Here is a 25,914-nt window from a genome sequence, read left to right as displayed (position 1 = left end):
ACGTCGCTAAACTGCCGCCGGACTTTACGCCGCGGGTGTAGCTTGCGTGGGGCAAATTCGGTAGGTTGGTTATCATTGCTTTCGGGCCATAGTTATGATAAGAAATATCTCCCTCGTTTGGCTTGCCGCGCTGCTGAGCTGTAACCACGATAACCCAACGCAAGCCAGTCCCCCAACTACCGTCGAGCCAGCGGTAGCCCCCGTGCCCGACGACGACAAAGTCCTGCAATACCTCGACAGCTTGGAGTAGGCCGTCGTACGGCGTCAGTCGCTGCCGGCCCTGCGGCAACTTGACTCCGTGGCCTGCGTGAGCGACGGATACGTGGGCGAAGCGCTGAGTGCGGCCACTGCAGAAATCTGGCAGCAGCAGTTTACTCTCCTACTGAAGCACCTGCAGCAGCACCCCCAATCGTGTTTGCGACAGCACCTTATTTGGAGCACCAGCGCCGATATGAGCACCGCCGACAACCGGGCACAGGCTCTGGCCGATTTTCGTAATACCGCACTAGATAGTGCGCGTCGGGCGGGACTTTCTAGCGCCGAAATGGTGTTCTTGCAGAAGATTCTGCGCGAGGTCAATCCGGCCTTGCTCGATTAAACGGTCCAGTTGGCCCGCTTTCCTTTTTACCCTTCTATGCTCTCTGTTCGCACCCCGTCCGTTCGCGACTTTTTCCCCTTCGACCCCACCCAGGACCAGGCCACACTGTTTTATAAGCTCGACGAGTTTCTGAAGGACGATCTGCCCGGCCGCAAGGTGTTCGTGCTGCGCGGCTACGCCGGTACGGGTAAAACTACCGTGGTCAGTGCCCTGGTGCAATGGCTGCACCGTATGCAGCGCAAATACACCCTGATGGCCCCCACCGGCCGCGCCGCCAAGGTAATGAGTGCCTACTCGGGCGTGGCGGCCAGTACTATTCACAAGAAAATCTACCGGCAGACGTCCAGCACGCCGTCCGACAGCCTCTCGTTTCAGCGCCAGCCCAACCGTACCACCGACACGCTCTACATCGTAGACGAGGCCTCGATGATTTCGGACGAGAAGTCGTTCGGCGAAAACGGCCTGCTCGACGACCTGCTGGGCTTCGTCTTTGAAAAGCCCAGCAACAAGCTGCTCGTTATCGGCGACACGGCCCAGCTGCCGCCGGTGGGCCAGCTGCTCTCGCCCGCCCTCGACCCCGAGCTGCTGGCTCACCGCTTCCGGGCCAAAGTCGACGGCGTGGAGCTGCGCCAGGTAATGCGTCAGGCCGAGGAGTCGGGCATTCTGATGAACGCTACGGCGCTGCGCGAGGAATTGCGGCAGGAGCACCCCAGTATCCAGTTTTTCACCAAAGGCTACCCCGATATTTTCCGCGTCGGTGGCGACAAGCTCGAAGACGGCCTACGCTGGGCGTACAAGAACTTCGGCCACGAAAACACGACCATCATCTGCCGCTCCAACAAGAACGCCAACCTCTACAATCAGATGATCCGGCGCACCTTGTTCGACGCCGAGGAGGAAATTGAGGCCGGCGACTACCTGATGGTGGTGCGCAACAACTATTTCTGGCTGCCCAAGGATTCGGAAATGGGCTTTCTGGCCAACGGCGACTTTGTGCAGGTCACCAAAATTGTGCGGCGGCAGGAGGAATTTGGCTTCCGCTTCGCCGATGCCCGCGTGCGGTTCGTGGACTACCCCGACGAGGAAGAGCAGGAAATCAAGCTCCTGCTCGACACGCTGCACACCGAAAGCCCGGCCTTACCCGCCGACCGCAGCAACGAGCTTTACAAAACCATTTCCGAGGATTACGCCCACCTCACCACCAAGAAAGACAAGAGCGCGGCCCTGCGCAAAGACCCGTACCTGAACGCTTTGCAGGTAAAATTTGCCTACGCCCTGACTTGCCACAAAGCCCAGGGCGGACAGTGGCAGGCCGTTTTCGTCGACCACGGATTCTTAAAAGACGAAATGGTTAACAGCGAGTTTGCCCGCTGGCTCTACACGGCCATCACCCGGGCTTCCGACCGTCTGTTTCTATTGAACTTCAATCAGAAACTCGTCGGCGACGCGCCGGTAGAACGAGATTAACCGAGAGTTATATAGCATGTAAATGTGATTTTATATCACATAAAGTGGGCATGTGTGGAGGTGAATGCGGCTGCAACTTGCGGCCATATTCACTTCCACACGTTTGCCTGCTATGAAAAGCTTACTTCTATTTGCCCTGTGCGCTCTACTGACCGCATCGGGAGCCTTCGCTCAAACCCGCGAAATCTACACCAGCCCCAAATTTGGAGCGCTGGCCAAAGGCCACAAGTCGCTGGCCGTACTGCCCTTTGCCGTAACGCTGCAGTTGAGGCCCAATGAAGTAGCCAAAAATGGCGGGCCCGATGGCGTGGCCAAGCTGGAGCAGCGCGAAGGACTGGATGTGCAAAGCGCGTTGCACTCGTACTTTCTGAAGCGCAAGGCCGAAAACGACATGAGCGTGGACGTGCAGGACCCCGCTCGCACCAACGCCCTGCTAACGCAAAACGGCGTGACGGCCATCAACGCTGCTACCTTTACTCCCGAGCAGCTGGCCAAGTTTCTGGGCGTCGACGGAGTCATTTCCGGTACGTTCAGCAGCACTCAGCCCCTGTCGGCCGGCGCGGCGGTGGCTATGTCGGTGCTCGTAGGTGTGAGCGGTCCTACCAACACGGGCAAGCTGATGATTACTATCAACGACGGCGCCACGGGTGAGTTGCTCTGGAAGTACGACAAATCCTTGTCGCGCGGCTTTGGCAGCGACACCAATACCATCGTCACCACCATTATGCGCAAGGCTTCCCGTCAATTTCCTTATTCTAAGGAGTATAAGGGGTAACGGTGCCGCTGCTTTGGTTTTGGAGCTTTGTCTGAACCTCACGCGGCCCGAGCAAGTTGCGGTTAAAAAGTTGGTGGCCGACCCGCTGAAAACTGGCAGGATAGTTGGCTCGCACCTTGAAACTGTTAAATTTGTTAACCTCAACTTCCTAACGAAATTACCTCATGAAAAAAGCACTCATTCTGGCTTTGTCGCTCTCGCTGACGGGCTTGGCCGCGCAGGCGCAGTCGGCTGCCGTAAAGCCGGCCAATGCGCAGGAGAAAGTAGCTGGCCCCCAGATTCAGTTCGATGAAATGAAGTACGACTTCGGTTCCATCAAGCAGGGCGACGTGGTAGACCATACTTTCAAGTTCAAGAATGTAGGCACCCAGCCGCTGGTCATTTCCAACATTGGCGTCAGCTGCGGCTGCACCACCCCGGACTGGACCAAGGACCCCATCATGCCGGGCAAAACCGGTACCATCTCGGCCAAGTTTAACAGCGCCGGCAAGATGGGCATGCAGAACAAAGTGCTGACCATTGAGTCGAACTCGGCCGGTGGCAATGCTATGGTTTCGTTGGTAGGCGAAGTGAAAGACGCTGCCTCCGCCAACGCCTCGCCCACGATGAGCGTGGAGTCGAAATCGAACGGCATCATGGATGAGAAAGACGCCAAGCAAAAGACCAAGATTGGCGACAACAAAATCAAAGCCAAGCGCAAGTCGTCGTAGTCTTGTTCGCTTGAATACAGAAAAAGGGCGTTTCGCAGCTGCGAAACGCCCTTTTTTTATGTGTCATTGGGAGCGAAGTCTCCCGTTCTGTGAAATGCGTTGAGCCCGCTAGGTGAAAAGCCCTTTACTCCCACTGGAGTAAAGGGCTTTCTGTACAAGAGCGTTTCTACCTGCGCCGAGGACGGATGGCTTCTGCCTTCAGCCTCGCAAGGACAGGAGGAGCATTAGCTCATCAGCACATTCTCCACAGTAAGCCTACACCTGCCGGGCGGCGAGCAGCAGACTGATCCAGCCGGCAATGAGCAGCAGACCGCCGAGGGGTGCTACGGCGCCAAGCTTGGTAATACCCGTGAAGCAGAGCGTGTAAAGGGAGCCACTGAAGATCAGCACGCCGCCCAGCCACAGCCAGGCCGTGGTGCCCAGGCCTTTCAAATCGGGGCGCAGGGCCAGCAGGATGCCCACGGCCAACAAGGCCAGCGCGTGGTAGAACTGGTAGCGGACGGCAGTTTCGAACGTGTCGAAGCGGCCGGAGGCTTCCAGCATCTTGCGCAACCCGTGGGCCCCGAAGGCGCCAATAGCCACGCCCAGTCCGCCCAGTAGGGCCGCGAGTTGAATAATGAGTCGAGCAGTCATGTTTTAGTTATTGGTTGTTCGTTTTTAGTCTTCTGTTGCTAGTTGTCAGTTGTCAGGTCGTGCTGATGGCTGTTCTTAACAACTGACAACGACCAACTATCAACTACTGACCCCATAGTTGCGGGCGCCAAAAATAGCGCTGCCGACGCGAATCAGCGTGCTACCTTCTGCCAGGGCCAGGCGGAAGTCGGAACTCATGCCCATGGAAATTTCCCGGAAAGTGGCCTGCTGGGCGAAATAGCGGGCCTGCAACTGCTCAAAGTAGCTGCGCAGCTCCCGAAATTCGCGACGCAGCTGGGCCTCATCGTCGGTGTTGGTGGCTACGCCCATCACGCCCGCAATCTGCACGTGGCGCATGGCCTGGTAGGCCCCCGACTGCAGGATTTGGTCGGCTTCGGCCAAGGACAGGCCAAACTTGGATTCTTCTTCGGCAATGTGAAACTGGAGCAGGCACTGAATCACGCGGCCGTGCTTGGCGGCCTGCTTCTCGATTTCCTGGAGTAGCTTGAGGCTGTCGACGCTCTGAATGGTGTGCACGAAGGGCGCCACGTACTTCACCTTGTTGGTTTGCAGATGCCCAATGAGGTGCCACTCGATATCCTGGGGTAGCTCGGGCTGCTTGGCTACCATTTCCTGCACTTTGTTTTCCCCAAACAGCCGGGCTCCCGCGTCGTAGGCTTCCTGCAGTCGCTCTACCGGGTGGGTTTTGGTCACGGCCACCAGCCGGGCCTTGCTGCCCTGCAGCTGTTGTTCGAAGTAGCGGAGGTTATCGGCAATCATTAGTTAGTGTGGGAAATGTGCTGATGTGGGAGAATGTGAGAAATGAGGTTCTGTCCTTGCGAAGCCAAAGGCTGAAGCCATCCGTCCTCTGAAATGTGCTCAGCCCTCTTTTGTGACCAGCCTTTGGTTATAACAACGCAAGAGGGCTTAGTGGTGAAAGGGTAAGGCTACCTGCGCAGAGGACGGATGGCTCCGCGCTGCTCAAGGGCACGCGTTGTGCATGAGCACCTCAATAGCTGCCTGCACATTCGCCCATTCAGAACTTAGTCTTCCAGGGAGTTAGTGAGGAACGTGTTTTTTAGACCGAGCCAGAGCAGCCACAGGCCTACGCACCAGAACAGGTAAATGCGGTAATAGTCTTTGGTGTTGCGGTAGCGGGTCTGCTTGATTTCGGACTTTTCGTACTGGTCAATGCGGCGGAATACGTTGCGCAGGGTGTTGTTATCGGAAGCCCGGAAGAACTGGCCCTCGGCGGCCTGAGCTAATTGGCGCATGGCGGTTTCATCGAGGCGGGTTTCTACATAGCGGGGGCGGCCGTTTTCGTCCTGGCCGTAGGGCACGTAGCCATCCTTCCCCAGCCCGATGGTGTAGATTTTAACCCCAAACGCGTGGGCTAGCTGGGCAGCGGTGAGCGGGTCGAGGCTGCCGGCGGTATTTTCACCATCCGAGATGAGGATGCAGACCTTGGTGCGGCTGCGGGAGTCGCGCAGGCGGTTGGTGGCCACGCCCAGGGCCGTCCCGATGGCCGTGCCGTCGTTCTGAATCATCCCCAGCTTGAGGCTTTGCAGATTTTCGCGTAGCAGCTCGTAGTCGGTGGTGAGCGGGGCCAGGGAGTAAGCATCGCCGGCAAATACGACCAGGCCGATTCGGTCCCCGCTGCGGCCGTCTACAAACTCCCGGGCTACGCGCTTGGCGGCTTCCAGGCGGTTGGGCCGCAAGTCCTGCAGCTCCATCGACGAGGACACATCTACCAGCAGCAGAATATCAATGCCCTGCCCCGTTTGTACCACCCGCTCGTCGGTGCGCTGGGGCCGGGCCAGGGCCACGATGCCAAAAGCCAGACTCAGGCCCAGGACAATATCGGGTACGAAGCGCAGGGCAGCGCTGTAATCACGGCGCAGCTGCCCGGCCACAAAGGCTACGCCCAGCCGCGGCTGGCGGCGGTGTACTAGCAGCCAACGAACCAGAAACAGCACCGGAATCAGCAGGATCAGCAGCAGCAGGCGAGGCTGTTGCCAGGTGTAGCTCGTGAGCGTGGCATAGCGCAGTCCATCTACCACGGGGGCCAGGAAGCGTTGCCAAAGCTGATTCATGCCGGAAAGGTACGGGAAAAACCAGAGGACCGGCTAGGCCCGCAGCCGGGCCGATACCAATTCGTAGCGCCGCTCAGCAAAGTCGCGCAGCAGCACGAAGGCCATATCCGTTTCGGCTTCCTCTTCCGAAAACTGGTTGCCGTAAATCACCCGGTCGGTGATGCGCAGAGCCGTATTTACGTCGTGGTCGTTCTGGTAGTGGGCTACTATTTCCCTGGTGGTAAGGCTGTTGATGGTGTTGTCTTCGAGGCCCGTGAGGTAGTTTTTCCAAAGCGTAATGGCCCGTTCCATGTTGGTCAGGGAACGGGACAGAGTAAACCGCTCGATGTGGCGGGCGTACTGAGCCAGAAAGTAGACGTGGTTTTTTCGCAGGCGGTAGCGTTGATAGCGCAGGCGCAGGGTCCGACGAAAACCCACAAAAAAGCCGCCCAGCACCAGGGCCAAGGCTCCGGTGCCCGCCAGCCAATACGGGTAGTTGAACTGCGTCGGCACCGGTAGCGGCGTGGTGTTCTGCTGCAGCACCGGCGCTTCGCTGCTGGCTCCCAGGACAGTAGCCGTGCGCAACAGCCGAACCGCCGTTCCGGTGCTAGTCACCGTTACCGTGTCGTTGCCGCGCAGAATAGTAACCGGCAAACTCAGGCGCTGCACTGAATCCAGGGCGAAAGTGCGTAGGTGGTAAACAGTCCGGTCGATGCTCTGCCCACGCTGGGTATGGGTGGGATAGAAGGTCTTGCCCACGTACTCAAAGGGCTTGAACTCGGCCGTGGAGTCGGGGAAAATTACTTCCAGACTCGGGGCGTGGGCATAGCTCAGCTCGTAGTCGATAAGTTCGCCCACCCGCGTACTGGGACGCATAAAGCGGCTGCGCGGCGGGTCCTCGTCGGTGGTGGAGGCTGCCGCGGCAGGGCTGAGCAGCACCGCCAGGCCCAGAAGCAGGGAGGAGAAGCGCCGCATATCAGGCCCGGCCGCCCCGCTGGTTACGCCGCCGAAACAGCCGCACCAGCTGGGGCACGAAGTCGATGTCGGTGGCAATAGAGAGGTATTCGGTGCGGTGGCGGCGGCAGATTTGCCCGATTTGCTCCCGGTTCTGCTCGTAGGTGGCCCGGTAGCGTTTCCGAAATGCTTGGGCCGAGGTATTGACCCACACTGTGCGGCCGGTTTCCTGGTCGAGCAGGGGCACAATGCCCAGGGGCGGAAATTCCTGCTCGCGCTTATCGAGCAGCTGCACCACCACCAAGTCGTGCTTGCGGGCCAGCATGGTCAGTTCCCGCTCGTAGTTGGTATCGATAAAGTCGGAAATAAGCAGGATGATGCTGCGGCGCTTGAGCAAGCCCAGGGCCTGCTTGATGCCGCTGCCCACGGCCGTTTGGCGGGACTTGGGCTCGAGCTCAAACAGCCGTTTGATAAGGGAATAGGCGTGGCGAATCCCTTTGCCCGGGGCCAGATACATTTCTTTCTGGTCGGAAAAGGCCAGAATGCCGAGCTGGGCGTCCTGCCGAGCCGCGGCCAGGGCCAGAATTCCACAAATTTCCCTGCCTACGTCGAGCTTGCGCCGCCCTTCGGCCCCGACCTGCTGGGAGGCGCTGACATCGAGCAGCAACAGAACTGATTGCTCCCGTTCTTCCTTATAGGTTTTAACGAAGGTTCCGTGGCCTTTGCTGGATACCGCCCAATCGATGGCCCGTACCTCGTCGCCGTACTGGTAGAGGCGCACGTCGTCGAATTCCAGGCCGGTGCCTTTGAAAACGGAATGAAAATCGCCTTGCAGCTGGGCATCCGCCGCCTTCAGGATGCGGATTTCCATCTGCCGAAGCTTCCGGACGAGTTGTTGAAAGGGAGTGGCGGCCGGTGAATTCATTTCAGCTAAACTACGGGTTCCTCCTAACTTTGCGAGCGTGAAAAAGCTACCTGTCTGCCTGGCCCTGATTCTGAGCGGTTTGTTGACGTGCTGTCAGCGGCCCGAAGAAGCCGTGCCGCCCTCGTCCCTGCTGCCCAAAGAGAAAATGGTGCAACTACTGGTGGAGCTACACCTGAACGAGAGTCGGGTGGAAGCCGCGCGCCTGCGCGCCGACTCATCCCAGGCCTTGTTTAACCAGCTGCAGAAAAACATGTTCTGGCGCCACGAGGTAACTGATTCGGCCTTCTGGCAGAGTTACCGCTATTATGCAGTGCACAACAAAGACCTCGACGAACTGTACGGCATTGTGCTCGACAGCTTGGCTATGCGCAAGGCCCAGCTGCACACGCCCTAGTCGGGGCTACACCAGTCGGCTGCCGTTGGGCACGGGCCCGGCCAGGGCGGCCAGCACAATGTGACCTTCGGCATCGGCAGCCCCCGTCACGAGGACCTCGGAGCGGAAGGGCCCAATCTGCTTAACCGGAAAATTGACCACGCACAACACCTGCCGGCCCACCAGATTTTCGAGTGTATAGTGCTTCGTAATCTGAGCGCTGGAGCGTTTGGTGCCAATTTCGGGGCCCAAATCAATCAGGAGCTGGTAGGCGGGCTTGCGGGCTTCAGGAAACTCGCGGGCCTCCAGAATAGTGCCCACCCGCAGGTCGACGCGCTCAAAGTCGGCCCAGGTGATGGTGTTTGCAGGGTTCATGGCCGCAACTTAGCAAACCCGGCGCTAAGGCTGCACGGCAAATTTGTCGAGCAGGGCCAGGCGCTGCTGCACCTGCGTTTCCCAGTAGGTTTGCTTAGCTGTATTCAGGCCGTGGTTGGTTTCCTGGTCGTAGCGGGCCATTTCCCGCTTCCAGCCCGAGTACATGGCGTTAGACAAGTTCTGAAAAGCCGGGTTGAGGTGCTCACAGTCAAACTTGGCGATGCTCAGCTTCTGGCGCATCATGCGGGCATGCAGCTCGGTCAGGTCGAAGTGCAGCTGCTCGTGGCGCAGCAGGGCCGGGCTGGCCTTGGCCGGGTCGCGCACCCACGACTCGTTCGGAATAAAAACGGCAATGACCCGGGACGAAAACACGTAGTCCTTGCAGCCGATTTCGGTATCAATCGAAGCCGAAGTCAGGGCCGCCATCTGCTCAATGGGTTGGGGCTTGCTCTTAAAATCGGCCCAGGTAAGCGGCCGGGAAGCCGACCACGTAATTTTCTCCGCGGGAGGCGGGGCCACTGCTCCAGTGGTAGGCTGCAAGGGCGAAACCAACAAAGGCAAAAACGAGAGAATATAAGACAGAAACGGCATTCTATATAACGAAAAAGTGCAATTAAAGGAGCGCAGCTTACCGGTTAGCAAGAAAACTGATTTTGCTGCATTTCAATTCCGCACCACCGAAATTCTCCGTCTTTTCTGCTTGGCGCTAGTAGCTGGCTACTGGCACCGGCTCGGGCGTAACCAGGGAAGCGCTGTGCTGGCGAAAGCGCCACAGCAACAGACCCGCCACCAGCGTCAGGCCCGTTAGGAGCCCAATCCAGACGCCGGTAGCCCCCATCTGCAAGGGGAAGCCCAGCCAGTAGCCGAAGGGTAGGGCTATGGCCCAATACGCCAGCAAGGCCACGACAGACGGGATTTTTACGTCCTGCAAGCCCCGTAATGCCCCCAGGCCCACCACTTGCAGCCCGTCCGAAATCTGGAACAGGGCCGCAATCAGCAGCAAGGTAGCGGCTTGAGCCAGCACCTGCGGGTCATTGTTATACAAATGCGGAATTAGCTCGCGGCCCCCAATCAGCAGTAGGGCCATGACGCTCATAAATACAAACGTAATCAGGTAGGCCGCGAAGCCCGCCTGCCGGGCCCCTTGCGCATCGCCGAGTCCTCGGAAATTACCAACCCGAATGGTCACGGCTGCCCCGATGCCGCTGGCCGCCATATACGTTACGGAAGCAATGTTGATGGCAATCTGGTGGGCAGCCAGGGAAGTGGCGCCCAGCCAGCCAATCATGATGGCCGAAAAGCTGAAAGCACCCATTTCAAACATCATCTGCACGCCAATCGGGGCGCCCAGGCTTAGCAGGCGCCGAATGGTGGCCCCGTCGGGGCGGAGCCACTGAGTAGCGGCCCGGTACTGGGCCAGGCGCTTGGCCCTTAGCACGTAGGCAGCCATAAACGCGGCCATCAGAATGCGGGCCACGAGCGTAGCCCAGGCGGCACCCATCATGCCTAACTTAGGCGCGCCGAAGTTGCCGAAAATGAGCATGTAGCACAGCAGGGCATTCACCAGATTCGCCATCAAGGACAGCAGCATCGACTGGAACGTGAGGCCCAGGCCCTCGGCGTACTGCTTGAAGCCTTGGAAAACCATCAGCGGCAGGAACGACACGAACATCACCCGCACCCAGGGCGCCGCCAGGGCTACGACCTCGGCGGGCTGGTCCAGATACTTCAGCAGCGGGGCTACCCCGAAGCCCATTCCGGCCAGTATCAGCCCCGCGACGGTGCTGAGCCATACGCCGCTGCTCAGCAGACGGCCCAGGGCCGCTACGTCGCCTTTGCCGTTGGCCGTGGCTACCAGGGAGGTAATGGCAAAGGTGAGGCCCTGGCCCAGAATCATGACCACGGTGCTCACGCTGATACCCAACGAAACGGCCGCCAGCGGAATCTTCCCGAGCTGGCCTACCATCACACTGTCGCACACGCCCACGGCAATGTGGCCCAGCTGGCTGCAAACGACGGGCAACGCCAGTAGCAGGGTGGGAGCAATGTGGGGACGAATCTGGGCAAGTGACATAAACAAGGCGGAAAAACGAGGCGCAAAGGTACGACAACGCCGCCGCCCGGCCGGCGCTAAAGGGAAATAAGGCGCTTAGCTAGGCCTCAGCACCGCCTCGATTCGCCGCAGGGCTTCGCGCAGCAGCGGCTCCGGCACGGCATAGGAAAGCCGGAAAAAGCCCTGCGCGCCGCAACTGGCTCCGTCCACCACCTCCACGCCACCAGCTTGCAGCCGCGCCGCCAGCTCGGTCGACGCTTGCGCTGGCGGCAATTCGGGCCGCAGAAAGACCCGCCAATCGGGGAAGGCGTAATAGGTGCCCAGCGGAAATGGCGCGGTCTGAGGCGGCAGCACAGCCAGCCACTGCCGCATAATTTCCCGATTGGTCAGCAGGCCGGCGCACAGGGTATGGCTGATGGCCGTGGCCTGCTCGGTAGCCGCCTGCGCCGCCACTTGCGACAAAGCCGCTACCGCCGCGCTGATGCTGAATTGCCAGGCTGTGGCGGGTTCCAGCAATGCCGCCGGGGCCACCAAATAGCCTACACTCCAGCCAAGGAGTCCCAGGGACTTCGAATAGCCACTGACTACTACGTGCTGCTGAAGTGGGTCGGGCAGGGCCAGCAGCGAGGTAACCGGTCCGGTACCGAAGTGGATACCATCGTAGATTTCGTCGGAAACGACCAGCAGCCGGGGCCACTGCCGGGTGATGTGCAGCAGGGCTTCCCACTCGGCGCGGCTGTACACCCGGCCGGTGGGGTTGTTGGGGTTGCTCAGCAGCAGAATCCGGGTTTGGGGGCCAATAGCCGCTTGCAGCTGGTCAGAGTTCCAGGCATAATCGGTGGCTGGGTCCAGGGGCAGGGTGCGCAGCGTGCCGCCGGCCTTTTCCACCAGCCCTCGGAAGCCAAACCAATTGGGCGTCGGTAGCAGCACTTCGTCGCCGGGCTGCAGGGCGGCCTTGAACAAGGCAAACAGCGCCGGCTTGGCCCCGGGCGTCACCAACACCTGCTCGGGCATTACTACAGCGCCCTGCTGCTGGTAGTGTGCCGCAATGGCCGCCCGCAGACTGGGCATTCCTTCAATAGGGCTACTGGGCAATGGGCCGGCCTGCAGCAGCGCGGCAGCCTGGGCTACGGCCGTTGCGGGCGGCGCAAAGTTGCCGTAGCCCGAGGCCAGACTGATTATGTCGGGAAAGTTCATGCCCAAAGCTAGAGGCCGCGCCCGTATTCTGATGCAGTACTACGAATAAACTAGGCCTGGGGCGCCAGCACTACGTCGGCAAAGTAGTCATGCTCGTCGGTGAAAAAGTGCTGCACCTGCAGGCCCGCGTCGGCAGCCAACTGCTCGATGAGGGAGCGGGTAAACTTGTAGGAATTTTCGGTGTGAATAACTTCCCAGGCTTCAAAGTCAACGCGTTGCTGCAATGCCCCAAACTGCACCTGCTGGCGCTGGGTACTAACCAGAAACGAGCGGACGGCTCCGCTCAGCGGGTCGTAATCGGTGTAGTGCTGCCAGTGGGCCAGATCGAAATCCGCGTCCAGCTCCCGGTTCAGGCGGGTGAGCAAATTCAGGTTGAAAGCGGCCGTTACGCCCTGGGAATCATCGTAGGCGGCCCGGATCCGGCGCGGGTCTTTCTGCAAATCGAAGCCAACCAGCAGCCGGTCATTAGCCGACAGGGGTTGGGCCAGCTTGTGCAGAAACTCGTGGCGGTCGGCAGGGAGGAAGTTGCCGATGTTGGAGCCCAGAAACAGCACGGCTTTGCGGCCCGGCCGGGCGGCCATCAGCGTCAGAGCCGAGGTGTAGTCCGACACCTGGGGCTCGACCTGCAGCGCCGGCAGTTCCAGCTGCAGGCTGCTGACCAGCCCGTCGAGGGCAGCGGCCGAAATATCTACCGGAACGTAGGTAAAGCTGGCCCCAGTTTCGAGCAGATGGCGCAGTAAAATCTTGGTTTTAAGCCCGTCGCCGGCACCCAGCTCCAGCAGGAAAAACGGCTCGGCCGGATCGGCGGGCCGCAGGGCCTGGCCAATGGCGACTTGATGAGCTGTCAATAAGCCAAACTCGGTGCGGGTCGGGTAGTATTCGGGCAAGGCCATAATCTGCTGAAACAGCTCACTGCCCGCGTCGTCGTAGAAGTACATCGACGACAGGGTTTTGGGTGAGCGGCGCAGGCCTTCGGTAACGTGGCGGGCCAAATCGGAAGAAGCTACCGAGGAAACGGTAGGAGCAGGGGAGGCGGACATGAAAAGGGGGCAGTGAGAGAGGAAACAGGACGAAACTGGCCGCGTCGGGCTTAGCGGGCCAGGCGGATACCGGTGAACTGCCAGCGCTTGTCGGCGTGGAAGAAGTTGCGGTACGTGAGGCGGATGTGGCTTTCGGGCGTGGCACAGGAGCCGCCGCGCAGTACCAGCTGGTTGAGCATAAACTTGCCGTTGTACTCGCCCAGCGCACCCGGGGCCCGCTCGTAGCCCGGGTACGGATGATAGGCTGAGTAGGTCCATTCCCAGGTGTCGCCGAGCAGCTGGTGGCACTGGTCGGGGTCGGCGTCGGCAGGCAAGGGTTGCGGGTCGAAGCTGCGGCTTTCCAGGAAGGTGCCCGCGGCAGCTTCGGGCCGGAAGCGGCGGGCGGCTACTTCCCATTCCTGCTCGGTGGGCAGGCGAGCCCCCTGCCAGTGGGCGTAGGCGTCGGCTTCGTAAAAGCTGACGTGGGTTACCGGGGCATTCAGGTCGAGGGGGCGCAGGCCGTGGTGGGTAAACCGAAACCAACCCTCGGGCCGCTGCACCCAGTAAAGCGGGGCCTGCCACTGCTGCTGTTGCACCAGTTCCCAGCCTTCGCCCAGCCAGTAGCGGAAATCGGTGTAGCCGCCCGCTTGCATAAATTCCAGATACTCGCCGTTGGTCACCAAGCGGTTTTGCAGCACGAAGTCGGGCACGAGCACCTCGTGGGCGGCCTGCTCGTTATCAAAGCAGAACCCCGGGCCCTCGTAGCCGATGCGGTACACGCCGCCCGGGATAGGCAGCCAGTGGGCTGCCGGCAAAGGTGCCCCCGAGGGAGCCGGTGCATCGGCCGAAGCGGGCAGGTAAGCCGGAGCCAGCGGACTAGTGCTCAGAATGTACTTGATGTCGGTAACCAGCAGTTCCTGATGCTGCTGCTCGTGCTGCAAACCCAGCTCCATTACCTCCCGGAAGGCGGCCGGCAGCTCCGGCGCGCTTTGCAGCAGCTCTTCCATGCAGGCATCGACGTGGGCGCGGTAGGCGTACACTTCGTGCAGGGCCGGGCGCGACAAGGTACCCCGGTCGGCGCGGTTCACGCGGCTGCCTAGCGAGTTATAGTAGGAGTTGAACAGAAAGGCGTAGTCGGGGTGAAACACCTGGTAGCCGGGCTGGTACTGGCTCAGCAGAAACGTTTCGAAAAACCAGGTGGTGTGGGCCAGGTGCCACTTCGGCGGACTCACATCAATGACGGGCTGCACCACCGTGTCTTCCGGCAGCAGCGGGCGGCACAGCGCTTCGGTCTGGTGGCGCACGGTCCTGAAGCGGACCAGAAACGTATCGGTAGCCGGAGCTACTGCCGCGGAGGTGAGCAGGAAGGAAGGAGTCATAGGAAAGGAGAGAGGCGCGGAAAGGTAACCGGAAATTGGGGAATGAGTTTTCGTGAAATCTGGCTTAAGATGGTACTTATACGTTATTTCCCACGATGAAAGGCTGGCCTATAATTCATTGGTAAGCTCAAGTGGGTACTTATCGCGCAGCTTGCTATTAAGTACGCATAGCTCATCAGTAGTAGTTGGTATTTTGGGGTTTAGAGGCGGTTTTTGGGGGTGAGATGCCTATCCTTGTTACAGGTCACTCCGTTAGAAGGAGCAAGTCACTCATCCGTTCTCCAAACCCTACAAAACTATGATTACGAACAACTCAACCCGCAACGGCTCTTCGCAGTCGAGCGCGGCCGGCCGTCAGGGCGCCCGCAGCACCAACAGCAAAACTTCGCCAAATGGTAAGAGCCTCCGTGGCTTTGCCGCTATGGACCCCGCCGAACAGCGCCGCATTGCCAGTGAGGGCGGTAAAGCCTCTCACGAAAGTGGCCGCGGTCACCGTTTTACTTCAGAGGAAGCCCGTGAAGCTGGCCGTAAGGGGGGCCAAGCTAGTCGCGGACGGAGCAACCAGGGCGGTGCCACCCGATAGTTTCCGTCTGAAGTATCGACGACGTTGATTCGTCGTCATTTAAGCCGACAAGCCTCCGTGTTCTGCACGGGGGCTTGTTCTTTTTTTCGCAATTTGGGCCGGACCCAAGCAAAATCGGACAGTTGCCTGTTGCTTAGCTGCCCATCTGCTTTCCCTGTGCCCTCATGCTGCACCTTTCCTATTCCCGGCGCGTGCTGCGCTTCAACTTCCCGGCCCGCACTTCCCGCGGTGCCCTGACCGAGCATTACGTTTATTACCTCCAGCTCACCGACTCTGCCCAGCCCGGCCGGATAGGCTTGGGTGAAGCCGCCCCGCTGGCTGGCCTCAGCCCTGACTACGGCCCCGACACCGAGGCCCAGATTGCCGACTTCTGCCGCAGTTTCAACCAGCAGAATCAGACTGAAATCAGTCCTGAAGCGGCGGCTCAGCTTGTGAGTCCGGAGCTGCCTGCCTTGCGCTTCGCCCTGGAAACGGCCCTGCTCGACTATCAGCAAGGCGGGCAGCGGCAATTGTACGATACGCCCTTTAGCCGCGGGCAGGCGGGTATTTCCATCAACGGCTTGGTCTGGATGGGCGACGCGGCCTTTATGCGGGAGCAAATCCAGAAAAAGCTGGCCGAGGGCTATTCCTGCCTCAAGCTCAAAATCGGGGGCATCGACTTTGCCACCGAGCTGAGGCTACTGGCCGAAATCCGGGCCGTAGCGTCGCCCGAGCAACTCACCCTGCGTGTGGATGCCAACGGCGCTTTCCCGCCCGAGGAGGCTCTGAGCAAGCTTCAGCAGTTGGCCCGCTTCGACCTGCATTCCATCGAACAGCCCATCCGGGCCGGGCAGTGGGCGGCCATGGCCGCCGTGTGCCGGGAGTCGCCTATTCCAGTGGCCCTCGACGAGGAGCTGATTGGTGTCACCGAAGCCCGGCAGCAGGAAGAATTGCTCGACCAGATCCGGCCCGCCTACCTCATTCTCAAACCCACCCTGGTAGGCGGCCTGGCAGCTTCTCAGCACTGGATAAGGTTGGCCCAGGCCCGCGGCATTGCCTGGTGGCTGACCTCAGCGCTGGAGTCCAACGTGGGGTTGAACGCCATCAGTCAGTTCGCCGCCCAGGTTGCCCCGCCCGAATTCCCGCAGGGCCTGGGTACCGGACAGCTCTATACCAACAACATAACGGCCCCGCTCACCATCCGGCGCGGCCACCTGTACTACGAGCCGGGCGGCTCCTGGGGCGACTTGGAATAACCATACCGACGGGTGTAGACAGCGGCGAAAAATTTGCTATATTACCAGTCCGCCACCTTCCCACCAATGACCCGCCCCCGCGTACACAAGTCGAGTTGCTGTAGCCTGCTCGGGCTAGGCTGGCGGCTTTTGCTGCTAGTACTGGCCTTAGGGCTAACCGCCGGGCCAGCCGTGGCCCAGGGTAAGGTGCCGTTCCAGTTTGTGAAGCCCAAGACTCACAAAGTGAAATTTCACTTTGAGATGGAGCGCAACCTGATTGTGGTTAATGCCCGGCTCAATGGGCAAGGACCTTTCAACTTCCTGCTGGATACGGGCGTAGGCACTTCGCTTATCACGGATCCTGGCCTGCGCTCGGCCTTGAAGCTGCGCATTGGCCGCAGCTTCAGGGTGGCGGGAGCTGGCAACGAGGCCCCACTGGAAGCTTCCGAAACCGACAACGTGCGGGTCGAATTGCCGGGAGTGGAAGCTAAGTCCATGCTGTTTCTGATTTTGTCGGAGGATATTCTCAACCTCTCGGGCTACGTGGGCATGCCCATTCACGGCATTCTGGGCTCCGACGTGTTTCGCAGCTTCGTGGTGGAAGTGCGGCCCTCCGAAAGTCTGCTGGTGCTGCACGACCCGCACCAGTACCGCAAGCCCCGCGGCCGGCGCTGGACCACGGTGCCCCTGGATCTGGAAGGCAATAAACCTTATCTCACGGCCCAGGTCCAGGTTACCGACTCGCTGAACTTGCCCCTCAAGCTGGTTCTCGACACGGGCGCGGGCCATGCTCTGTCGCTCGAAACCACCTCCAATCAGCAGCTGCAGCTTCCGCCCAAGCGGCTTCGGTCCCAGCTCGGGAAGGGCCTCAACGGCTTTATCAACGGCTACCTGGGCCGGGTGTCGGGCATGAAGCTGGGGCGCTACCAACTCAACTCCCTGCTCACGTCCTTTCCCGACTCTACCGACGTGGCCATGCGCGCCGACGTGCCCCGCAACGGCAATATCGGCTTCGAACTGCTCAAGCGCTTCGACGTTATCATCGACTATACCCATAATTACTTGCTGCTGCGGCCCAACATGCTGTACCGGGAGCCGTTCGAGCACGACATGTGCGGCATGGACCTGGTAGCGGCCGGCCCCGACTACCGGCGCTATGTGATAACGCAAATAGTGCCCGGCTCTCCCGCCGCCAAAGCAGGGCTGAAAGTGGATGATGAGATTATGTATATCAACCTGATACCAGCCGGGGCCTTTTCTCTAACTCAGATCAGCCGCCTGCTGCACTCGGCCGATGGGCGCAAGATTCTGCTCATTGTGCGGCGCCCCAACGGCGAACTGACTACCGCACAAGTGCAGCTCAAGCGGGAGATTTAGGCGGCCGTTGTGGGCTGTTGACCAGTAAGATTTGGGTAAAATGTTGGGTCCAACGCCGGTTGGGGGCTGCCGACCGTATATTTTTCTACCTTAGAAGCCCGTCCTTTCCTTCGCCACCCACCTTCTCGCCCGCTTTTGCCTGATGCCCACGGCCCCTTCGCCCGCGCTGCCGACCCCGCCGCCCGAAATCCGGGCCAATCAGCATATCTACTCCGATTACTTCGACGAGGAGTTCGTCTGGGAGCTCGATAAGAACATTCTGCAGCTGCTCGACCGGGTCTGGTTTCGCTCCGAGCTGGTGGGCTTCGAGAATTACCCCCAGCGCAACAACCCCGGCACGCCCCTGATTTTTGCCTCCAATCATTCGGGTATGGCCTTTCCCTGGGATGCTATGGTGGCTTTGTCGCACCTGTGGCGCAAGCTGGCCAGCCTGAGCGACTTGCCCCGGCCGCTGTCGGCGCCCATGTTGTCGCAGTCGGCGCTGATGAACCCGTTTCTGGTGCGCGACTTCTGGAAGCGCTGCGGCTGCGTGGATGCCACCACGCTGAACTTCGAGACGATGATGTACTACCAGGAGCACAACCTGATGCTGTACCCGGAGGGTGTGCCGGGCATCGGCAAGGGCTTTAACCGCAAGTACCAGCTGCAGCGCCTAGCTACGAGCATGATTCGGCTGGGCATTCAGCACCGCACCGACATCATTCCGTTTTACACCATCAACGGCGAATACCTCAATCCCTACGCCTACAGCTGGGACTGGCTCAACAACCTGAGCAAGAAAATTGGTATTCCCTTTATTCCCGTGGGCCCCATTGTGCTGATGGTACTGCTGCAACCCTGGTTTTTCTACATGGCATTTCCGGCCAAGCTCACCTTCGTGCTGGGCTCCCGCATCAAGCCCTACGAGCTAACCGATAAAGCCCACGACGAGCTCAGCCGCGAAGAATATCAGGAATTGTCCAGTCAGGTGCGGACCCGTATGCAGGCCGAAATGGACGCCGCCGTGCAGCAATACGGCCAAAAGCCCTACCGCTGGGGCGAAATGTGGCAGCGCATCCGCGAGAACTGGCGCTATTTTCCGTTTTTCCTGCCTTTCGCCTGGCCCGCTATGTTTACTGAGTTTGAAAAGCAGTACACCAAGAAAGGCAAGCGCGGCATCCGCCTCAACCTGACCAGTCCCGGGGCCTGGCTGCGCATGATTTGGCGCAACCCATTTACCCTCAGCTTCTTTATTCCAATTTTAGGCTGGATTCCCATTGCTATTCGGGGGTATAAGGGCCACAAGCTGGGTCAGAAAATGTAACGCGGCAGGTATAAAGTATAAATCGGGCGCGAATCTCGAAACCTGTTCTGCCTCAGTCAGTAAAAGACAATATCTTACCTGGGTGCTGCCCGTGTGGCAGCTGTCTTGCTTCCCAAAATACCATGCTCCGGCGCGTGGTACCGCTGCCCCGATTCCGATTTTCCGCTCCTAATTTCCGCCTTCAAATGCCTTCCCCCCAGCATTTGCTCCTCAAACAATTCCTAACGGCGGCCACTACGCCGCTGGCCCGGCGCCGACCTAGCATTCCGGCCATGCGCCTGAGCCTGGAAATCGGCAGCCTGTTTCAGTTCCTGCCCTGGGGCGTTCATCTCGACTGCTTCTCGCTCGAAGGCATGGCTGCCGAGTGGATTAAGCCTGAAAAGGCCAATCCGCGCCGCGTGCTGCTATACCTGCATGGCGGCGGCTACGTGCTGGGTTCCCTCAACACCCACCGGAGCGCTGTGGGGGCACTGGCCCAGCGCTGCCAGATGCACGCCCTGACCATTGCCTACCGCAAAGCTCCCGACTTTCCCTTTCCTGCCGCCCTCGACGATGCACTGCTGGCCTACCGCTGGCTGCTGAAGCAAGGCTACCGGCCCCACGACATCATCGTAGCCGGCGACTCGGCTGGTGGGGGGCTAGCCCTGGCATTGCTGCTGGCCCTGCGCGACAACAAGGAGCCGTTGCCCGCGGCCGGCATTGGCCTCTCACCCTGGACCGATCTGGAGCTGCCCACGGCCACCATCCGGCGCGTGGCCAATGAAGAGCTGCAACTGCTCGAAGCCCTGGCCATCCGGGGCTGGGGCGGGCTCTACGCCGCCGCCGCGCCCCTCACGGCCCCGCTCGTTTCGCCGGTGCAGGCCAGCTTGCACGAGCTGCCCCCGCTGCTGCTCCAGACCTCGGACTCGGAAGTGCTCTACGACGACGTGCTGACCTTTGCTGCCAAAGCCCGGTGTGCCGGTGTTCCCGTAACGCTGCAAACCTTCGAGGGCCTGGTCCACTGGTGGCACCTGTTCTGGCGTTTCGTGCCCGAAGCCCGGCAAGCCCTTGACCAAGTCGCGGCCTTTACCAACGGTGTTTGGGCGGCCCAGGAAGAGGCAGCCCGGGTGTTGCAAAGCCTGCGCCCATCGGCGAGCCACAAGCAGAGAAACAGCCCACGGCTGCGGGCCCGGCTCTGATTCGCCAACCGTTTTTTCGCTCCCAAACCCCAACGCTGCACCCGATGGACAAGTCGCCGGAAAAATTCTTCCCTCAGCACCAACTATATAGCGGTGTTTTTGTAGGTTTGTCGAAAATACTCGGCTTGCATACTACTTTTCTGGCCTAACATCATTCCAGCGTTGTTTTCCCATTCCCTTCAACCTTTTTAACCGTTTAGCACCATGGAAGATTTGTTTAAGAAATTCATCAATGCCGGCGTGGGCTTCGTGTCGCTGACCAGCGACCGGGTGCAAACCACCATTGACGCGCTGGTAAAGGAGAGCAAGCTGTCCGAGGAAGAAGGGAAGAAGATTATGGACGACTTGAAAAAGAACTCCGAAACCAAGCGTAAGGAACTAGAGCAGCAGTTCAGCAGCATTGCTACCAAGCTGATGAAGAGCGTGGGAGTAGCTTCCAACTCCGACGTGGAAGAGCTCAAACGCAGCGTAAAAGGCACTTCCAAATCGTCGGCCGCTACGGCTTCGACTGCTGCAGGCAGCAAAAGTGGCGGCGCTAAAACCGCTTCGAGCACGACGGCTAAAGCCGCTGGTGCTACCAAGAAAGCTGCTGACAAAGTAAGCTCGGCCGCCGGTACGGCCCAGAAATCGTCGGCCGCCAAGGCTGGTGCGGCCAAGTCGTCGGGGGGCAGTAAGTCGGGCGCCAAGAAGGAAACGCCCGCCGCTCCGGCTGCCGGCGGTACCGACACGGCCGGCGCCTAATTGCGCATATTGCCCAGCTGAAAAAGCCAGCGCCTGCCGCCAGCGGGGCGCTGGCTTTTTTGTACCCTATTTATTACCCAAACCGGTTTTGCTCGGGTGCAGCGCTTATTTTGCATTCCTAAACTCGTCCTTTTCCCGCCTCTGCCCGCATGTTTAAAAACACGATTTCCAATCTGAGCCGCATCCGGCAGGTAGTGGAGGTGCTGGTGCGCTATGGGTTCGAGGACGTGGTTACTTCCACGGCTTTGCGCCGCCTCATCACCCAGAAGCGCCGGCTGTCGTGGCAGCACGCCGAGCGGGCGGTGTTCGAAACCAGCCGCTGGGAGCGGGTTCGGATGGTCATTGAGGATCTGGGACCCACGTTTATTAAGCTGGCCCAGGCCATGAGCAACCGGCCCGATTTGCTGCCCGAGGCCCTGATTGACGAGTTTCAGAAGCTGCAGAGCGACGTGCCGCCCTTCGACGTGCGCGTGGCCCGCGAGATTATCGAGCGGGAGCTAGGCCGGCCCATTACGGAGGTTTTCAGCGAGTTTGATGAAAAGCCCTTGGGCTCGGCCAGCATCGGGCAGGTGCACAAGGCCCGGCTACTCACCGGCGAAGACGTAGTAGTGAAAGTGCAGCGCCCCGACGTGCAGGAAAAGGTGCGCACCGATTTGAGCCTGTTGCACGAGTTGGTGCGCCTGACGGCGGGCTTTCTGCGCAACCATGGCCTGAGCAATCCCCAGGATATCGTGGATGCCTTCGAGCGGAGCATGATGAAGGAGCTGGATTACACCTCCGAGGCCCGCAGCATGGAACAGTTTCGCAAGCTCTACGAAAGCTACGAGACGTTCTACATCCCGAAGCCGTACCGGGAGCTTTCCACGGCCAAAGTCCTGGTTATTGAGTTTGTAAGCGGCTGTAAGATTACCGATAAAGCCCAACTGCTGGAGTGGAAGCTAAGCCCGGAAAAGGTGGCCGAAACCGGCATGGATATTTACCTGACCCAGATTTTCGAGTTCGGGATTTTCCACGCCGACCCCCACCCGGGCAACGTGCTGGTGCGGCCCGACGGCACCATCGTGCTTATCGACTTTGGGATGGTGGGCAAGCTCAGCAAGCAGCAGAAGTACGCGTTTGCCGGCGTGTTCATCGGCATGGCCCGGCAGGATGCACGCAGTATGGCGTTGAACTTCCGGCGCCTGGCTCTCACGGCCGATATACCGGACATGCGCACGTTCGAAGCCGACCTCAACGATTTGATTGAGGACTTCACCATGCTCGACGTAAAGGAAATGAGCATGAGCGACCTAGCCGACCGGCTCCAGGTCATCATCTACGACTACAAGCTGCAAGTGCCCGGGGCCGTGTTCCTGATTCTGCGGGCCCTGGTGATATTGGAGGGCATTGGCAAGGTGCTGCACCCGCGCTTTAACACGTTCGAGTTTGTGCGCCCTTACGGGGCCCGCATCATCGCCGAGCAGTACTCAACCGAGAATATCCTGAGTGAGGCGCAGTATACCGGCACCCAGCTACTGGCCCTGATCCAGACCCTGCCGGCCGATGTGCGCCAGATCATGCGTAAGATTTCGCGCGGCGACCTGCGCCTGAAAGTCGAGCTCAGCGGCTACCAAGCTCTGATGCGCACGGCCGACCAGCTCGTGTCGCGCACCATCATTGCCCTCATTACGGTAGCCTTTCTGCTGTTCTCGGGCCTGAGCTTACTGGGGCGCTACTCACCCGACATGCGTTACCTGCACGGCATACCGGTCATTACCTGGTGGAGCCTGGGCATTACGGGTTTTCTGTTCCTGATTCTGCTGATTTTGGGCACGAAGAAGCGCCGCTATTAACTTTTCTGAGGTCTGAAAAGTGTAGTAGTAACGTTATGATTATCAGAGCATAGTTATTGTTTATTAGTGTTTTTGAAAAGTCTGAAAACCTTGGTTTTTACCAGCGCAAAGTATATAGCTATTGGTGAATGTCGCTCAACTTGCCCCCGTCTACCGCTGATTGGTAGAGCGCATTTAGTTGACAAACCCCATGTATTTCCCGAATTTTCTTGCCGTTCGCCGTTGGGTTGCCACGCTGCTGTTGAGCGGTAGTGTGCTGCCCGCCCTGGCGCAGTCGGGCCACGACCAGGAGCTGTTTGAAACCCAGAAGCGCCTGACGGTGGGCGTGACCAAGTTTGCCGAGGCCCGCACCTCGCTCAAAGCCTTTATCGGCCGCCGGGCTGTGTGGGTGCAGAAGCAGGAGGAAACGCCCGACCAGCTGACGGCCGAGTTTGCCCTGCCTACCCGCGCCTTGGACAGCCTCGACTCCTTGGCGACGGGCCTGGGCTTCGTGCTGGAAAACAACCTGAACGCCCAGAACCTGACTTCGCGCCTGCAGGACCTCGGAGCGGAGGAAAAGGTAGAGGCGGCCCAACTGGCCCGGGTAGAAAAAGAGCTGCAGGCTGGCCGCCTGGGCGAAACAGAGCGGCAGCGCCTGGAAGCAGAGCTGGAGCGGCACACCAGCAGCCTAACCCGGCTGCGGCAGCGGCAGCAAAGTATCCAAAGCCACGCCGGCCAGGCCTACGTGACTCTGCGCCTCTACGATGAGGTGAGTTTCCCAACTGGCAACCGTAAGGTGAGCTTCGTGAACATGCCCGGCGTGGAATACAGCTACCTGCGCCTCGACAACCCCAAGCCGGGCCTGACCAGCCGCGCCTACCAGGGCTACGCCATCAAGTACATGTTTACCCGGGGCAAGAGCTACTTCAACCTGGGTGTGTATAAGCCGGTAGAGAAAGCCGACGAGCCCGAATTCGTCAATGAGCTGTTTGTCATTAACTTCGGCCAGGATTTCTACCCGCGCAATTTTGGCCGGGGGCGGCGCAAGTTTCTCAACCTCTACACCAGCTACCAAATCGGCGGCTTTATCCTGAACCGCAACAACGACGAGCAGAACGAGTTTATCCCTAATCTGAATCTGGGCCTGGGCGTGGAGCTCATCAAGACCCGCCACATTCTGCTCGATACCAAAGCCAGTTACTTCGTGCCGCTCTATGACCACAGCCGCGACCTGCGCGGCATCCTAGGCCAGGCTTCGTTCAACTTTGTGTTCTAAACTCCTGGTTCCCGCCGCTTCGCAGCTTACAGCCGACTTTTCTACGGCCGTTTCCGCTGCTTAGTGCCTCATTACCAGTGGCGGTAACAACAAAAAAAGCCCGGATGAGCCGGGCTTTTTTTGTTGAATGGAAGCGTATGGTGACTTACTTCAGTTGCATGTCCTCGATGATGAGGTTGATGTAGTCGGTTAGCTTCTGGTTGACCTGGTCGTAATCTACGGCCGACTGCAGGGGGTGCTTCACGCTGAAGTAGAACTTGATTTTGGGCTCGGTGCCCGAGGGGCGGGCCGAAATCTTGCTTCTGTCAGCGAGGATGAACTGCAATACGTTGGAGCTTTCCAGACCGGTGGCGCGCTCTTCGCCGGTTTGCAGGTTCCTGATAACACCGGTTTTGTAGTCGCGTAGCTCTACCACGGGGGAACCGGCTATGGTCTGGGGCGGGTTGGCCCGCAGGCCGGCCATCATTTCCTGGATTTCCTCGGCCCCGCGCTGTCCCTTCTTGGTCAGTGAAATCAGGTCTTCCTTGTACATACCGTAGGTGGCGTACATTTCCACCATGGCCTGGTACAGGGTCTGCCCCTTGTCCTTGGCCACGGCAGCCATTTCGGCTATCAGGGCGCAGGCCGACACGGCGTCTTTGTCGCGCACGAAGGAGCCAATCATGTAGCCGTAGCTTTCCTCGCCGCCGCCAATGTAGTTTTCCTGGCCTTCCAAGTCGCGGATGATGCCGGCAATGTACTTGAAGCCGGTCAGCGTCTGGTAGGCCTTCACGCCATGGGCTTTAGCTACGTCGCCGAGCACGTCGCTGGTCACGATGGTATAGACGATAAAGTCGTTGGGCTGCATCTTGCCGGCCTGCTTGCGGGCCGAGAGCAGGTAGTGGGTCAGCAAAGCGGCCGTTTGGTTGCCATTCACCAGCAGCCACTCGCCCTGGTTGTTTTTCACGGCTATGCCTACGCGGTCCGCGTCGGGGTCGGTGGCAATAACCAGGTCGGCATCCTGAGCTTTGGCCTGGTCGAGGGCCATCTGCATAGCTACTTTTTCCTCCGGGTTCGGCGACTGGACCGTGGGGAAGTTGCCGTCGGGGGTGGCCTGGGCCTCGACGATGCTCACGTTGGTAAAGCCCAACTGAGCCAAGGCCTTGGGCACGAGCGTGATGCCAGTACCGTGCAGGGGCGTGTACACGATTTTCAGGTCGTGCTGGCGCTGAATGGCAGCGGGGTTGATGCTCAGGGCCTTCACCTGCTCCAAGTATGCGGCGTCGAGCTCCTCACCCAGCCAGTGAATGCGGGACTCGTCGCCCTGGAACTTCACCTGGTCGGGGCTCTGAATGGCGTTGACTTCCTGGATGATGTTCTTATCGTGGGGGGCTACTACCTGGGAGCCGTCCTGCCAGTACACTTTGTAGCCGTTGTATTCCTTGGGGTTGTGCGAGGCCGTGATGACGCAGCCGCTCTGGCAGCCCAGGTGGCGAATGGCAAACGACAGCTCGGGCGTGGGGCGCAGGTCGGAGAAGAGGAAGGCGTGAATGCCGTTGGCCGAGAAGATATTGGCGGCAATGCGAGCAAACTCCCGGCTGTTGTTGCGCGAGTCGTGGGCCAGAGCCACCTTGATTTCCTGGCCGGGGAACGACTTGAGCAGGTAGTTGCACAGGCCCTGGGTAGCCATACCCAGCGTGTAGCGGTTCATGCGGTTCGAGCCGTTGCCCATGATGCCGCGCAACCCGCCGGTGCCGAATTCCAGGTCGCGGTAAAACGCGTCGTTAAGAGTTTCCTCGTCGCCCGAGTCGAGTAGCTGCTGGATGTTAGCTTTGGTGTCGGTGTCGTAGTTGCCGGTCAGCCAGGTATTGATTTTGGCTTGGATGTCGGAGGTCAGGGCCATGAATGGGAATAGTAAGTTG

Annotated in this window: 26 protein-coding genes; 14 read left to right on the top strand and 12 right to left on the bottom strand. The window is 59.6% G+C overall.

The features are described from left to right. Positions 1-94: 94 nt before the first annotated feature. From MUN80_RS22225 to MUN80_RS22205, 5 genes are all read left to right on the top strand, one after another. A complete protein-coding gene (locus MUN80_RS22225) occupies positions 95-250 on the top strand; it encodes a hypothetical protein (RefSeq protein ID WP_244716465.1) in 156 nt (51 codons plus the stop codon). Between the two features lie 57 nt (positions 251-307). After that, positions 308-598, top strand: coding sequence for a hypothetical protein (locus tag MUN80_RS22220; RefSeq protein WP_244716463.1), 291 nt, complete (start codon positions 308-310; stop codon positions 596-598). A 36-nt stretch (positions 599-634) separates the two neighbouring features. After that, a complete protein-coding gene (locus MUN80_RS22215) occupies positions 635-2,065 on the top strand; it encodes an ATP-dependent DNA helicase (RefSeq protein WP_244716461.1) in 1,431 nt (476 codons plus the stop codon). 112 nt (positions 2,066-2,177) lie between these two features. After that, positions 2,178-2,840 (top strand): hypothetical protein, encoded by a 663-nt coding sequence (locus MUN80_RS22210; protein ID WP_244716459.1) that lies wholly within the window; start codon positions 2,178-2,180, stop codon positions 2,838-2,840. Positions 2,841-3,004: 164 nt separating this feature from the next. Continuing rightward, positions 3,005-3,550, top strand: a complete 546-nt coding sequence (locus MUN80_RS22205; RefSeq protein WP_311136252.1) for a DUF1573 domain-containing protein — start codon at positions 3,005-3,007, stop codon at positions 3,548-3,550. Positions 3,551-3,805: 255 nt separating this feature from the next. Here the strand turns inward: MUN80_RS22205 and MUN80_RS22200 are convergent, their stop codons facing one another. The 5 genes from MUN80_RS22200 to MUN80_RS22180 form a co-directional block, all read right to left on the bottom strand. Beyond that, positions 3,806-4,183, bottom strand: a complete 378-nt coding sequence (locus MUN80_RS22200) for a DUF423 domain-containing protein (RefSeq protein ID WP_244716457.1) — start codon at positions 4,181-4,183, stop codon at positions 3,806-3,808. Between the two features lie 99 nt (positions 4,184-4,282). After that, a complete protein-coding gene (locus MUN80_RS22195) occupies positions 4,283-4,963 on the bottom strand; it encodes a YggS family pyridoxal phosphate-dependent enzyme (RefSeq protein ID WP_244716455.1) in 681 nt (226 codons plus the stop codon). A 263-nt stretch (positions 4,964-5,226) separates the two neighbouring features. Next, the gene (locus MUN80_RS22190) at positions 5,227-6,276 is read right to left on the bottom strand and encodes a vWA domain-containing protein (RefSeq protein ID WP_244716453.1); all 1,050 of its coding nucleotides are present in this window, start codon (positions 6,274-6,276) and stop codon (positions 5,227-5,229) included. A 33-nt stretch (positions 6,277-6,309) separates the two neighbouring features. Continuing rightward, entirely contained in the window at positions 6,310-7,230 is a 921-nt protein-coding gene (locus tag MUN80_RS22185) for a hypothetical protein (RefSeq protein ID WP_244716451.1), read from the bottom strand. Between the two features lies 1 nt (position 7,231). Beyond that, positions 7,232-8,134, bottom strand: coding sequence for a DUF58 domain-containing protein (locus tag MUN80_RS22180; RefSeq protein WP_244716449.1), 903 nt, complete (start codon positions 8,132-8,134; stop codon positions 7,232-7,234). A gap of 37 nt (positions 8,135-8,171) precedes the next feature. Between MUN80_RS22180 and MUN80_RS22175 the strand changes: the two genes are divergently transcribed. Beyond that, positions 8,172-8,528 (top strand): DUF4296 domain-containing protein, encoded by a 357-nt coding sequence (locus MUN80_RS22175; RefSeq protein ID WP_244716447.1) that lies wholly within the window; start codon positions 8,172-8,174, stop codon positions 8,526-8,528. A 6-nt stretch (positions 8,529-8,534) separates the two neighbouring features. Here MUN80_RS22175 and MUN80_RS22170 read toward each other — a convergent pair whose 3' ends face one another. The 6 genes from MUN80_RS22170 to egtB form a co-directional block, all read right to left on the bottom strand. Further along, positions 8,535-8,882: a tRNA-binding protein gene (locus MUN80_RS22170; RefSeq protein ID WP_244716445.1), complete on the bottom strand. Its 348-nt coding sequence runs from the start codon at positions 8,880-8,882 to the stop codon at positions 8,535-8,537. A gap of 24 nt (positions 8,883-8,906) precedes the next feature. Beyond that, complete coding sequence (locus tag MUN80_RS22165; RefSeq protein ID WP_244716443.1) at positions 8,907-9,473, bottom strand: DUF922 domain-containing protein; 567 nt, start codon at positions 9,471-9,473, stop codon at positions 8,907-8,909. Between the two features lie 115 nt (positions 9,474-9,588). Further along, complete coding sequence (locus MUN80_RS22160; protein WP_244716441.1) at positions 9,589-10,956, bottom strand: MATE family efflux transporter; 1,368 nt, start codon at positions 10,954-10,956, stop codon at positions 9,589-9,591. 75 nt (positions 10,957-11,031) lie between these two features. Then, a complete protein-coding gene (locus tag MUN80_RS22155; RefSeq protein ID WP_244716439.1) occupies positions 11,032-12,132 on the bottom strand; it encodes a pyridoxal phosphate-dependent aminotransferase in 1,101 nt (366 codons plus the stop codon). Between the two features lie 50 nt (positions 12,133-12,182). Next, positions 12,183-13,172 carry an L-histidine N(alpha)-methyltransferase gene (gene egtD / locus MUN80_RS22150; RefSeq protein WP_244716437.1) on the bottom strand — a complete coding sequence of 330 codons (990 nt, stop codon included), beginning with the start codon at positions 13,170-13,172 and terminating at the stop codon, positions 12,183-12,185. Positions 13,173-13,222: 50 nt separating this feature from the next. Next, positions 13,223-14,530: an ergothioneine biosynthesis protein EgtB gene (gene egtB / locus MUN80_RS22145; protein WP_244716435.1), complete on the bottom strand. Its 1,308-nt coding sequence runs from the start codon at positions 14,528-14,530 to the stop codon at positions 13,223-13,225. Between the two features lie 298 nt (positions 14,531-14,828). On the opposite strand from egtB, the gene MUN80_RS22140 reads away from it, so the two are divergent. The 8 genes from MUN80_RS22140 (at position 14,829) to MUN80_RS22105 (ending at position 24,013) form a co-directional block, all read left to right on the top strand. Next, positions 14,829-15,113, top strand: a complete 285-nt coding sequence (locus MUN80_RS22140) for a KGG domain-containing protein (protein WP_244716433.1) — start codon at positions 14,829-14,831, stop codon at positions 15,111-15,113. A gap of 164 nt (positions 15,114-15,277) precedes the next feature. Next, complete coding sequence (menC, locus tag MUN80_RS22135; RefSeq protein ID WP_244716432.1) at positions 15,278-16,348, top strand: o-succinylbenzoate synthase; 1,071 nt, start codon at positions 15,278-15,280, stop codon at positions 16,346-16,348. A gap of 66 nt (positions 16,349-16,414) precedes the next feature. Beyond that, positions 16,415-17,704, top strand: coding sequence for an aspartyl protease family protein (locus tag MUN80_RS22130; protein ID WP_244716430.1), 1,290 nt, complete (start codon positions 16,415-16,417; stop codon positions 17,702-17,704). 142 nt (positions 17,705-17,846) lie between these two features. Beyond that, complete coding sequence (locus MUN80_RS22125; protein WP_244716428.1) at positions 17,847-19,007, top strand: lysophospholipid acyltransferase family protein; 1,161 nt, start codon at positions 17,847-17,849, stop codon at positions 19,005-19,007. Positions 19,008-19,210: 203 nt separating this feature from the next. Then, positions 19,211-20,185 (top strand): alpha/beta hydrolase, encoded by a 975-nt coding sequence (locus MUN80_RS22120; protein WP_244716426.1) that lies wholly within the window; start codon positions 19,211-19,213, stop codon positions 20,183-20,185. A gap of 204 nt (positions 20,186-20,389) precedes the next feature. Then, positions 20,390-20,926, top strand: coding sequence for a phasin family protein (locus MUN80_RS22115; protein WP_244716424.1), 537 nt, complete (start codon positions 20,390-20,392; stop codon positions 20,924-20,926). Between the two features lie 149 nt (positions 20,927-21,075). Further along, positions 21,076-22,758: an ABC1 kinase family protein gene (locus MUN80_RS22110; RefSeq protein ID WP_244716422.1), complete on the top strand. Its 1,683-nt coding sequence runs from the start codon at positions 21,076-21,078 to the stop codon at positions 22,756-22,758. Positions 22,759-22,948: 190 nt separating this feature from the next. Further along, on the top strand, positions 22,949-24,013 hold the full coding sequence (locus MUN80_RS22105) for a DUF4349 domain-containing protein (RefSeq protein ID WP_244716420.1): 1,065 nt from the start codon (positions 22,949-22,951) through the stop codon (positions 24,011-24,013). Between the two features lie 145 nt (positions 24,014-24,158). On the opposite strand, the gene MUN80_RS22100 is transcribed toward MUN80_RS22105, so the two are convergent. After that, positions 24,159-25,895: a phospho-sugar mutase gene (locus MUN80_RS22100; protein ID WP_244716418.1), complete on the bottom strand. Its 1,737-nt coding sequence runs from the start codon at positions 25,893-25,895 to the stop codon at positions 24,159-24,161. Between the last annotated feature and the right edge of the window lie 19 nt (positions 25,896-25,914).

It is taken from the genome of Hymenobacter cellulosivorans (genome assembly GCF_022919135.1).
In the GTDB taxonomy this organism is placed as follows: domain Bacteria; phylum Bacteroidota; class Bacteroidia; order Cytophagales; family Hymenobacteraceae; genus Hymenobacter; species Hymenobacter cellulosivorans.
This window is presented reverse-complemented; position numbering and strand designations above follow the sequence as displayed.